This is a genomic window from Tardiphaga sp. (assembly GCF_041424195.1).
Lineage (GTDB): Bacteria > Pseudomonadota > Alphaproteobacteria > Rhizobiales > Xanthobacteraceae > Tardiphaga.
Genome location: NZ_JBGMOE010000074.1, coordinates 1 through 11,246 on the forward strand (window position 1 = coordinate 1; position 11,246 = coordinate 11,246).

General features: G+C 61.2%; 12 protein-coding genes. 5 read left to right on the forward strand and 7 right to left on the reverse strand.

Annotated features, from left to right (window positions below; translation table 11 throughout):
- The 4 genes from ACEK02_RS11845 to ACEK02_RS11860 all read right to left on the reverse strand — a co-directional run.
- Positions 1–220, reverse strand: a 220-nt coding sequence (locus tag ACEK02_RS11845; RefSeq protein WP_371421906.1) for an AAA family ATPase, incomplete at its 3' end; no start/stop codon positions are given.
- A gap of 332 nt (positions 221–552) precedes the next feature.
- Positions 553–891, reverse strand: a complete 339-nt coding sequence (locus tag ACEK02_RS11850) for a helix-turn-helix domain-containing protein (protein WP_371421907.1) — start codon at positions 889–891, stop codon at positions 553–555.
- The gene (locus ACEK02_RS11855; RefSeq protein ID WP_371421908.1) at positions 888–1,238 is read right to left on the reverse strand and encodes a type II toxin-antitoxin system RelE/ParE family toxin; all 351 of its coding nucleotides are present in this window, start codon (positions 1,236–1,238) and stop codon (positions 888–890) included. Before ACEK02_RS11855 ends, ACEK02_RS11850 begins: the two co-directional genes overlap by 4 nt.
- A gap of 250 nt (positions 1,239–1,488) precedes the next feature.
- On the reverse strand, positions 1,489–1,701 hold the full coding sequence (locus tag ACEK02_RS11860) for a hypothetical protein (protein ID WP_371421909.1): 213 nt from the start codon (positions 1,699–1,701) through the stop codon (positions 1,489–1,491).
- Positions 1,702–2,012: 311 nt separating this feature from the next.
- On the opposite strand from ACEK02_RS11860, the gene ACEK02_RS11865 reads away from it, so the two are divergent.
- The gene (locus ACEK02_RS11865) at positions 2,013–4,478 is read left to right on the forward strand and encodes a TonB-dependent receptor plug domain-containing protein (RefSeq protein WP_371421910.1); all 2,466 of its coding nucleotides are present in this window, start codon (positions 2,013–2,015) and stop codon (positions 4,476–4,478) included.
- 36 nt (positions 4,479–4,514) lie between these two features.
- Here ACEK02_RS11865 and ACEK02_RS11870 read toward each other — a convergent pair whose 3' ends face one another.
- A complete protein-coding gene (locus ACEK02_RS11870; RefSeq protein ID WP_371421911.1) occupies positions 4,515–5,432 on the reverse strand; it encodes a LysR family transcriptional regulator in 918 nt (305 codons plus the stop codon).
- Between the two features lie 230 nt (positions 5,433–5,662).
- On the opposite strand from ACEK02_RS11870, the gene metC reads away from it, so the two are divergent.
- The 3 genes from metC (at position 5,663) to ACEK02_RS11885 (ending at position 9,427) form a co-directional block, all read left to right on the forward strand.
- Positions 5,663–6,889, forward strand: a complete 1,227-nt coding sequence (gene metC, locus ACEK02_RS11875; RefSeq protein ID WP_371421912.1) for a cystathionine beta-lyase — start codon at positions 5,663–5,665, stop codon at positions 6,887–6,889.
- Between the two features lie 238 nt (positions 6,890–7,127).
- On the forward strand, positions 7,128–8,117 hold the full coding sequence (locus tag ACEK02_RS11880; RefSeq protein ID WP_371421913.1) for a pyridoxal-phosphate dependent enzyme: 990 nt from the start codon (positions 7,128–7,130) through the stop codon (positions 8,115–8,117).
- The gene (locus ACEK02_RS11885) at positions 8,114–9,427 is read left to right on the forward strand and encodes an APC family permease (protein ID WP_371421914.1); all 1,314 of its coding nucleotides are present in this window, start codon (positions 8,114–8,116) and stop codon (positions 9,425–9,427) included. The genes ACEK02_RS11880 and ACEK02_RS11885 overlap by 4 nt, the downstream gene beginning before the upstream one ends.
- A gap of 40 nt (positions 9,428–9,467) precedes the next feature.
- Here ACEK02_RS11885 and ACEK02_RS11890 read toward each other — a convergent pair whose 3' ends face one another.
- Positions 9,468–9,569 carry a flagellar hook-basal body complex protein FliE gene (locus tag ACEK02_RS11890; protein WP_371421916.1) on the reverse strand — a complete coding sequence of 34 codons (102 nt, stop codon included), beginning with the start codon at positions 9,567–9,569 and terminating at the stop codon, positions 9,468–9,470.
- Here ACEK02_RS11890 and ACEK02_RS11895 point away from each other — a divergent pair.
- A complete protein-coding gene (locus ACEK02_RS11895; protein ID WP_371421917.1) occupies positions 9,522–9,767 on the forward strand; it encodes a hypothetical protein in 246 nt (81 codons plus the stop codon). The two genes, ACEK02_RS11890 and ACEK02_RS11895, sit on opposite strands and share 48 nt — an antisense overlap.
- Before the next feature lie 78 nt (positions 9,768–9,845).
- Here the strand turns inward: ACEK02_RS11895 and ACEK02_RS11900 are convergent, their stop codons facing one another.
- On the reverse strand, positions 9,846–10,808 hold the full coding sequence (locus tag ACEK02_RS11900; RefSeq protein ID WP_371421915.1) for a tyrosine-type recombinase/integrase: 963 nt from the start codon (positions 10,806–10,808) through the stop codon (positions 9,846–9,848).
- Between the last annotated feature and the right edge of the window lie 438 nt (positions 10,809–11,246).

Consider the following 11,246-nt stretch of genomic DNA (forward strand, 5'->3'; position numbering starts at 1 on the left):
CTTGCTGGAGCTTGCGGGGCAAGAGGGGAGGGGAGGCGCAATCGACCACCTCCAGGTCCGACGATCCGCGCCACTCGCTCCAGTGGCTCGCCGTCGCCTGCGGGTCGGTGTCCAGAATCAATGCGGTAAGCCCCGCGCCCGCTCCGGCCGCGGCCAAGTGGATCGCCAACGTCGTTTTGCCTGCGCCACCCTTCTGACTGATGACGGTTATGACCTTCATGTGAACCCCTGAACACGTGAACGTGTGGACCTGTGAACACGTTCACGTGTGGGCGTATCTTGCGTCTAGGTCAAGGCGACGATCCGCTGCGCGGATCCTCGCCCCGCCAGCCGATCGGAACCCGGCAGGGCCAAGACCGCTTGCGGGCTTGGGGAGCGAAGCGACTGAGAGCGGCGGTGCCGCGCAGCGGCAGGCGCCAGACTCTATTTGCTGTTCGCGAACCTCGCGGTCGCCGCGTCGCCGAAACAGCCTCGTCAATAAGGGCTTCCAGCTCCGCCGGCGGTAGGTCGTCGAACTTGGAACGCACCTCCTCGATGGTCTGACCGAGCATTTCAGGCCGGGTGAAGGTGAAACCCTGCTTGCCTGTCTGCGTTGCGCGGAAGCACGGATACGGACACCTGCACGTCGCGATTGAGCCGATCGAGGATCGTCATCAACCGGTCGATGGTGAAGCCCTTGAGCTTTGCTTGGCGGATGCGCGAAAAATCAGCCGCGGCGACGCCGGTGATCTTCTCGGCCGCCCGCACGGTCAGATTGTCGGTCGCCAGCGTCTTGCTGATTTCGGCCGCCAGGATCGCCCGCAGCTGACGCTGTTCGGGTTCCTTCATGCCAAGATCGGCATAGACGTTGCCGGTGCCTCGGATCAGCTCGAAGTCGTCATCGTCGGTCATTGCAGCGCCTCCTTCAAACGCTTGATGCGCTCGCGCACCAAGTCGATTTCCTGCTTCGGGGTGGCGATCCCGCTCTTGGACTTCTTCTGGAAGGCGTGAACCACCCAAATGTCGTCATCGAGCTGGAGGGCGTAGATCACCCGGAAGGCGTCTCCCCGTTCCTTGATCGCCAGTTCCCATATGCCCGAACCCAACCCAGTCATGGGCTTGGCGATTTCCGGCGTGTCGCCTTCGGCGATCGCAGTGAGGGCATCGGTCGCCTGGTCCTGTGCGTCCTCGGGAAAGCGGCCGAACTCTTTGAGCGCGCCCTTGATCCACGAGATGTTACGCAAGGCCTTTCGATTCATGCCCCGACGCTGTAGTTATTTCTCACAACACGGTCAAGGGGATGATGCGCGCGTCTTAATGGATGATTGCGATGACACACAGAACCTATGACACCTGGGCCTGTGAACGTGTGAACACGTTCACGTGTAAGCGTTGGCAACCTGCTCGCTTGAACAGTGCGCCACGCCCGGCCGGGCCGCAGGCCCGGCCCCCAGGGACGGGTGGGTGGGACAAACAACACGGCCGCCCCGATCAGGACGGCCTCATCTGCTATACCGGCTGGCCTAGCGAGCTACGCCCGCCCGGTATGTGCCGGTAGAGCGTGGATGGCTGCACGCCGATCTGCTGCGCGACCTCCTCGACGGTGACGGTCGGGTCGGCGAGCATCGCCTTGGCGCGCTTGATTTCGGCCGGCCCCATCGCCGGCCTAGCGGTCTGGATCACCAAGCGCCGTGCGCGAACTCGGCGTCGCGGGACGGACACGTCCCGGGGCGTCGCTCTTACCGATGTTCGGGTGCGAGAACCGGCCTGACGGTGATGACGCCGGTCGGAACGACGCAAAAGTTGCCGCCGATTTCTGATCTCTTGCAAAGACCGCTTTCAAAAGATGAGCGATAGTCATAACGTTTCGTTATTACCTTATCGAAATACCGTATATCCCGTAATAAATATGTAGCGGATTTTCCGGACGTCTGTGATCGTCGGCCCTGCACAACTCATTGCCGTAAGTGCAAGTAGGGGGAAGTTACATGCCACGCCGCAGCCATCACGCAACTCGGGCTTCACGACTAGCGTTGGCAATCGTCATTGCGGGTTACCATCTCAATGGCACGGCCATGGCCCAGACGGCGCCGGACGAAACCTCTAATACGCCCGCTCCGGACACTCGAGCACCCGACCCACAGAGCGACATTGTCGTAACGGGAACCCGCCGGAATGACCTACGAGCTGCGGACTCACCCACGCCCATCGACATCATCAGCTCGGCGCAATTGTTGAACCAGGGCAGCTCGGACGTGAACGACATCCTTCGGGAGCAGGTGCCCTCGTTCAACGTTCAGCGGTTCGTCACGAATGACGGCGCCGCCTTCACGCGACCGTTCTCGCTGCGCAATTTGCCACCCGATGAGACGCTGGTGCTTGTGAATGGCAAGCGCCGCCATCGGGGCGCAACGGTGCAGTTCACCAACATTCCCTATATACGCGGGTCACAGGGGCCTGATCTAGCCGCCATCCCGTCGATCGCGATCGGCCAGCTTGAGGTTTTGCGCGACGGCGCGTCAGCTAACTACGGGTCGGACGCGATTGCGGGCGTTCTGAACTTCAGGCTTCGTGAGGAGGCGAGCGGCGGCACGCTGATCGCCCGCTACGGCCAGTTCTACGCTGGTGACGGCCAGGACGTACTGGTACAAGGCAATGTTGGCCTGCCCTTGACCGCTGCCGGCTTCGTCAATGTCAGCGGAGAATATACCAACAGCAATCAGACTTCGCGTCAGAACCAGCGCCCCGATGCCCAAGCTCTGATCAATGCTGGCGTGCCGGGTGTTCCCGTGCCAGCTCAGCGCTGGGGAAATCCCGACGCCGAGGCGGCGCGCATGTTCCTGAACGCCGGGCTTGATCTTGGCGGCGGCACAAAGGCTTATCTGTTCGGCAACTATAGCTGGAGCAGCGGCACGACAGCATTCTTTTACCGAAACCCCAACACTACTTTCATCGCCACCAGCATTCCGCTCACAAGTCAGCGTGGGGGCCCGCGGTTTAGTTTCCGCAGTCAGTACCCCGGCGGCTTCTCGCCTGATTTCGGTGCTACCATCCGCGATGCATCGCTCGTGAGCGGTCTGAAGGGCAATCTCATCGGCGATCTGACCTACGACGTCAGCGCATCCTATGGCACGAATACGGCGCAATACCGCATCAACAATACCGTCAATCCGTCGCTGGGACTGTCATCTCCCACAAATTTCAATGCCGGCAAACTCCAGCAGCGCGAACTCAACTTCAATTTCGATACAACGTATCCTGTTGACGTCGGCTTCGCTTCCCCGCTCAGCCTCGCTGGCGGATTGGAGTACCGACGGGAAACCTATGAGATCACCGCAGGCGATATCGCGTCCTGGCAGGTCGGCCCATACGCCTCCGTCATCGACCCTGACACCGGTCAGCGGACCGGCCTGCCGGTCGGATCCAACGGGTTTCCAGGTTTCTCGCCGATACAGGCGGGAACCTTCTCGCGGAGCAACTGGGCCGCTTATACCGCGCTCGAAGGTGACGTCTCGAAGCTGTTTACCTTCGGGCTCGCCGGGAGGTACGAAAAGTTCTCAGACTTTGGATCGACTTTCACCTGGAAAGCCAACGGCCGCCTCAATTTCTCCAAGGCAATTGCGGTACGCGGCTCGGTCAACACCGGTTTCCGCGCACCCACGCCTGGCCAGGCGAACGCCTCGCAGGTGCAGACGAATATCGACTCCGTTACCGGCGCACCACTTACGGCCGGCATCATCGGACCGAACAACCCCGTGGCGCAGTTCTTCGGCGCGGCACCGCTCAAGCCCGAGAAGTCATTCAATATCGCCGCCGGGCTGGTGCTCACCCCGACATCGCGCCTGACCGTGACGATAGATTATTTCAACATCAAGGTGAGAGACCGCATCGCATTGTCGGGCAATTTCAACCTGACGCAGGCACAGCGAACCCAGCTTGGCGCGCTCGGCATTCCAGGTGGCGACTCCTTCCAGCAGGTCAGTTTCTTCACCAATTCGTTCGACAGCCGAAATCAGGGCTTCGACGCCGTCGCGACCTACCGATTTGACCTTGGCGCTGGCCGGGCGACATTTGGCCTAAACGCCAACTATACGAACACCAAGGTGCTGCGGGCATCAAGCGTGATCGCGAGCGATCGAGAGCGATTGCTTGAACTGGAACGGTTCGTGCCCCAGTGGAAAGGCAATGCCTCCTTCAATTATGAGGGTGGCCGTCTCGGCCTGACCGCAGTCGCTACCTACTACGGCAATTGGACGGATTACGGCGGAAACCTCGCCAACGATCAGACAGGTAGAGCGGAGGTGCTGGCTGACCTCGAACTCCGCTACAGGGTCAATGATATTTTCAGGATAGCGGTTGGCGGCGAGAATATCTTGAACAACTATCCAGACCGGGAGAACCGTGCCTCGCAAACCGCGAACGGCATCAAGTATCTTCGTTTCTCTCCAATCGGCTTCAACGGCGGATTCTGGTACGTGCGGGGCACGGCCAAGTTCTAGGATTCACATTCGTACGTGTAGAACGCCGACGCGATACTACTCAGCGGTCAGGAAGAGACCTTCTGCGATCATCCGGTCTCGCTTGCCAATCATGAACTCAATGAAGCGCTGCGCAGTCTGTGAGCTAGGACGTAGCGTTGGAGTAAATAGCATGTACTCAAATTCGATCTGCGGCCGGAAGGGACGGACGATCAGCCCGTGCGCAATGTAGTCGAACGCGGTTACCGGATTGAGGATAGAGCAGCCGACACCCTGGCGAACAAGGGCGCAGATGGTCATCGCGTATTGCGTCTCGACAACCACGCGCGGCTCGGCGCCTACATCCTCAAACGCCCGGTCGACACGGCGCCGCGTCGGGTCTTCGGCGGCAAGCGACACGAAGTTCTCACCATCAAGGTCGCGGGGGGTTACGACCTCTCGATCTGCCAGGCGGTGCCCTGGCGGCAGCACGCACGCACCCGCGCAACGCAGGAACCGCTCCGTCTGAATGCCCGGCATTTCGCGCGCGCGCGTAGCGAGCCCAATCTCGAACTGCTGGTTGGCGATCCACTGGCGCACTGTTTCCGAGCTTCGGGTCTGAAGCTGCACGAGGACACCCGGATGCGCCTGCTGAAATTCGTGGATGACGGCAGGGAGGAAACTCACTCCAAGGGCAGGCAATGCCGCGATCCGCAAGCTGCCGCTTGTCATGTTACGGATGTCGCGGGCCGCACGCTTGAGGGCCTCGACCCCCATGAAGCTGCGCTCGACCTCGAAGTGGAATGCTTCCGCCTCAGGGGTGATGCCAAGCGCAGCACCTTTGGTACGAAGGAACAAGCGGAAGCCGAGAGCATGCTCCAACTCCGCGATGCTCTTGCTTACCGCGGGTTGAGAAAGATGCAGCGTCTGGGCCGCGCGGCTGATCGACCCCGACTTCATGACCGCGGCGAATGCCTCAAGCTGACGCAGGTTCATCCGTTATCATGCCTTTCTCACTTTTGCCCGTTCCTCGCTCTCAGACGCAAGGGGTTGTCACGCTACGCATTGCTTCCCGATTTTGCCAACGCAACGTGGAAGTCATTGCAGCGCAAACGCCACCCCGGTGCTCTGCTTCGGTGGGTGCATAACCGAGCCCGGCCGGCGCAGCCTGAACGTCACTCAAGCCATGTCAACGCTGATACCAGATCGATCGGAAACCATTAACAGTGACTAATTTTTCATTCGATCCGCCGGGCGGCCGGGAGGAGGCCCGTGAAGTGTCGCGCACGACGACGCTCCTCCGTTCGACCTCTCCCTCCGCACGCGGTGCTGGTCTGCTCAACCCGCCCGTGCATCGGGCGTCGACGATCGTGTACAGTACCGTTGAGGAGTATCTCAGCCGCCATTCCCGACTCTATGATGGGGTAATCTACGGCCTTTATGGAACCGAGACGACCTACGCTCTTGCCTCGGCAATTACTGAGCTGGAGCGCGGTTACCAAGCCGTGATCACTTCGTCTGGGACGGCGGCGATCACGTTGAGCTTGGCCGCATTTCTCAAGGCAGGAGACCATCTCCTGGTTATCGACACCGCATATCGATCGACGCGGCGCTTTTGCGAAGAGACTCTCGCGAACTACGGAGTCCATGTCTCCTATTTCCCACATGACATCGGCGACGGGATAGGCGCGCTCGTTCAACCCAATACGCGGATGATCTTTCTTGAATCGCCGGGATCGCTGACGTTCGAACTGCCCGAGGTTAGAGCAGTTACGACGGTCGCGCGTGCAAGGGGGATTATCACTGCACTCGACAACACCTGGGCGACGCCGATGCTATTCCGGCCCATCGAACATGGGGTGGATATTTCGATCGCCGCCGCGACCAAGTACCTGTCCGGCCATTCCGATGTCATGCTAGGTTCGATAACGGCGGCAACCGAGGAGGTTTACAAGCAGCTGAAGGACACGGCCGCCCGCTGGGGCAACTCAGTGAGCCCGGACGACTGCTACCTCGTCCATCGGGGCCTCCGCACGCTTGATGTCCGGCTCGATCGACATCAGCGAACCGCACTCGAACTGACTGGCTGGTTCGCGAAACAGCCGGAGGTGCGCCGGGTGCTGTATCCCGCGTTACCGTCTGACCCGGGCCATGCTATCTGGCGTCGCGACTTCGATGGTGCCTCCGGGTTGTTCGGCGTCCTGCTCGATCCGATGTCGGCTGCCGAAAGCGCCGCCTTCTTCAACGGGCTGAAGCTGTTCAAGCTTGGGGCGAGCTGGGGCGGGTTCGAAAGCCTCATGGTTCCAGCCTGGCCCCCACCCGTGCGCAACTGCTCGGTCGTCGAGGAGGGAGCACTGGTTCGCGTGCACGCGGGACTCGAATCCGTCGCGGACTTAATTTGCGACCTGGAAGACGCATTCGCCCGGCTTAGGGCGGCGCGTGACTGCGCATAGCCTGAGGAGCGAGCCGAAGGTGAGCAGGACAGATCCACAGACAATCGCCCGAGCGGCACCCGGCCATGCGCTGAACGCAAGGCTTTCGGGATTTTCTTGCATCCGGTGCAGCAAGCCCTTCGTGGTCGCAGATTATTTCGAGGGTTGCCCCGCATGCCTTCGCAATGGTCAGCCATCGTCTATCAGATCGGTGTTCGATCGCTGGCCAGACACTCTGAGCGATACGCATCAACGGGGCATGGCTCGCTATGCAGACTGGATGCCTTACGAATCCTGGGTTTCGCTAGGCGAGGGAGGGACACCCTGCGTAAGCTTCCCGTTCTTGGCAGAAGAGGCGGGGGCGGGGGCGCTCTTCATCAAGAACGAAGGCCAGAACCCGAGCGGATCTCATAAAGACCGGGTAAGCTGTCTTACCGTCACGCGCGCGCTCGACATAGGTGCGAAGGACATTGTGGCGGCCTCAAGTGGTAACGGGGGGGCATCGCTGGCACTTTATGCGGCAGCGGCCGGCCTTTGCTGTCGCATTGTCTCGACCTCAGCATTGTCGCCGATTCACCGCCAAGCCATCGCAATAACCGGGGCCGAGCTCGTCATGGTGGAACACGCCCTGGAGAGATGGAGACTGGTCGAAGAGCTAACGAGGAAGCAGGGATGGTTCCCCGCGACGAACTATCTTCATCCGCCGGTCGGCAGCAACCACTTCGGCGTCGATGGGCTGAAGGCGCTCGCCTTCGAGCTTTTCGAGGATGTCGGTCCGGCCAACCTCGATGTGCTGCTCGTGCCGACTTCGAGAGGTGACCTCCTTTGGGGCCTTTACGAAGGGTTCAGGCAGCTGCGAACCTTGGGGCTGATCAAGTCGCTTCCACGGCTATTCGCCATCGAGCCGTACCCAAGAATTGCAAAGGTGCTAAGCGGCGAGGCCGTGACCGACTCATACCAGGGAACGACCAGTCTCTTTTCCATCGGGGGCTCTACGGTCACCTACCAGGCTATTGCGGCAATCCGGGCAACCCGGGGAGGCGCAGTCGTGGTGGATGAAGCAAGTGTTGCCCGCGACCGACTTCGTCTCGCCGGTCACGGCTGCTATGCCGAATTGTCTTCGGCCGCGACCCTGACCGGGCTGGAGGCGCTGACAAACGACGGAACAATACCGCCCGGCGCTTCGGTCGTCCTCATCGCGACGTCAAACGGGTACAAGGACCTGCCCGGTACGGAACAAGCCAAGTGACCCCGGCAAGCTCAGACTCCCTTCTGCGACGCGATATCGGGAAAGTAGGCGTCGCTACGATCGCAATGAACGGGGTGATCGGCTCCGGGATTTTTGCGCTGCCGGCGATAGCGATCATGAAGGCAGGATACTTCAGCCCCTGGATATTCGTCCTTTGCGGAATCCTGATCCTGACGGTCGCTCTCACACTGGCCAGGGCCGCGAGCTTTTTCGACATTACTGGCGGCCCTATCGTCTACACGACTCATGCTTTCGGCAGGTTTGTCGGCTTCCAGACGGGGCTTCTCATCTATGTAAGCCGGGTCGCTGCAATCGCTGCGAGTGCAAACCTCATCGTCAGCTATGCCGTCCCGATCTTGCCTTCTCTTGAATCTGGCATTCCACGCCAAGCCGCGATCGTCGGGTACATCTCCATTGCGACCATCCTCAATGCAAAAGGCGTGCGCTCGGGCATGGCGGCTGTCTACGTGATCAGCGTCTTCAAGCTCTTGCCGCTGCTGCTGCTGATTGTGATCGGCCTGCCTTCGGTGCAGTGGGGCTTGGTGGTCGGCGCCGACCTCGTCGGGCCTGGAGCGCTCGGACAGACAATGCTCGTTATGATGTACGCCTTCATCGGCTTCGAGTTCAGCTTGATTGCCGCTGGCGAAACCCGGGATGCACGCACCGCCATCCCCAAGGCCTTGGTAGGCACGGTGGCGGCGATCGCCCTCTGCTACACATTGATCCAGCTCGTGGCCGTTTCGGTTGGACCCGATCTTGGCACCAGCGAGGCCCCACTCGCTGAGGTCGCACGGCGACTCGTAGGACCTTTTGGTGCGCTGGTGCTGGCGCTGGGAGCCGTCTTTTCGATCGGCGGGGGGAGCCTGACGTCGTTGCTGACTGCACCACGGCTCACATTCGCTCTCGCGCGCGATGGCAGCCTACCGGCTTGGTTTGGCGTCGTGAACGAGCGAACACATGCTCCGGTCAACGCAATCGTCTTCTGTGGCGCTTTCAGCATGGTATTGGCTGTCGGTCAGCAATTTGTGTGGCTTGCCACGCTCAGCACGGTTGTTCGGCTGCTGACCTACGCCTTGTGCATCGCGTCCCTGCCGATCATCGAACGAACGATCGCCACCGAGGAACGACAATTCACCTTGCCGGGAAAGCTCACAATTCCTGCCATCGCTTTCATGCTTACTCTGGGGCTTATCGCTCATTCAACCGCTGACGCCTTCGTAATCACCGGCGGCGTAATCGCACTGGGAACGGTAGTGTTCTGGCTTTGTACAAGAAAGAGGGCGTCCGGTGATCAGCGCACAACGTCCTGAAGACTCACTTGCGCTCCCCCCGAACGCCGCTTCATACCTCTCACAACGCCATGCTCATGATGTCCTTGTAGGCTGAGAGCACCTTGTTGCGGATTTGCAGGGTCGCCTCGAATCCGATGCCGGCGCGCTGCCGGGCGAGCATCACTTGGGCGATGTCGGTTACCCTATCATCGTCAATCCCGGCGACGTGCTGCTGTGCGAGTTCGGCCCCGATCCTCGCCAGCCCGGCACTTATCCGCTGGCAAGCGGTCCGATCTCGCTGCCGCCGGAAATGACCAAGCAGCGCCACGCCGTCGTCATCGCTACGCCCTCGCCTGGTCTGGCGATCATCGCACCGTAAGCGATGTGCTCTGCCCACCTTGCGGGGGTTGAGCTGAGCGTCGAGCCTGCCTGACCACTCGGTCGCCGGAGCTTAGAGCTAGATCAGCACCCGCTCTACCTCGTCGAGCGTCACATCGTCGGCTCGGCGATCGTAGAGCTGGGTGGTGCGGGTGGACGCATGATTCGCCATCGTCGCCGCACGTTCCAGTGTCCCGCCGTTTTTCAGATAGGCGGTGATCCCGGTGGCGCGGAACGAGTGGTTGCCGATCGCCGTCTCGATCTCGGCGGCCGCGGCGCGCCGGCGTACCATCTGGAACGCACTGGCTTGGGGCAGGGGGGTGTCGCTTAGCCGCCCGGTGCCGCGCCCGATCGTGCGGAACAGCGGTCCCTTGCGATCATCGCGCAGTTCGCACCCGTCGATATAGGCGGTCAGATACTCCTCAAGGTTATGGTGACACGGCATTTCGTGGCGCTTGCCGCCCTTCTCATGCAGTCGGACCCGCAACCGCCGGTTCTGCACGAACACGTCCTCGACACGGCAAGCCAGCGCCGCGCCGACGCGCGCGAACGAATAGACCATCAACCCGATCAGGGCGCGGTCGCGCAGGCCCGCCGGCGTCGTGACATCGATCGTATCGAGCAGCCGCCGCGCCTCGTCGGGAGCCAGCACCGGCGTCTTACCGCGCCGGACGCTGTGCGCCGGCCCGCGCACCGACGCCGCCGGGTTCACCGGCACAATCTGGCCCGTCACCAGCCAGTCGAACAGGTGGCGCACGCCGGCAAGCTGCTGCTTGATGCTAGGCGGCGCGACCTCGCGCCCCAACACCTCAATCCAGGCGGCGACATGGAGCGGCTGCACGCCGGCGAGCGATGCCACGCCCCGCGCCTCACACCAGGCCAGGAAGTCGCCGGCCGCGCGCGCATAGGCGCGGCGGGTATGCGGGTTCCGAATGGTGACGGCGAAGAACTCCAAGAAGCGCAGTTGCGCGCGATCGTCGGCCGACGCGATCAGCGCCGGCAGCGCCAGCGTGGGCGAGGGCAGGGGAGCGAGCTGGCTCATGGTCAGAGGCTGCGGCATTCGATTGCGGCCATAGGTGTTCCTGATCCCCCGAATCCGCCCTGATTGTTCCTAAAACCCCGAACTTGCATCCTGGTGGGTAAAACCCCGAATCTGCCATTGGTGGGTAAAACCCCGAAGTTTGCCTTTCGGTGGGCGATCCCCCGAACTTCTCGCATCCTGCCGCCTTAAAGTATATGATAAAGGACATTATCATACATAGAACGGGCTGTGAATCCCGCTTCGATCCTCATCAGATTATTGCATCGGCAAAGGTGCAGATTTCCGACAGTTCGTGGCGACGCGGAACTTGTGAATTTTGCATCGCGAACAAAGGCGCTGGTGAATTTTTGACCTCGCGTGATATGGTCTGCCGATGATGTCGCGCCGCTCATTTATGATCCTGCCCGCTACGCTCGCGTGGCTGTTGAGCGCGTCCCC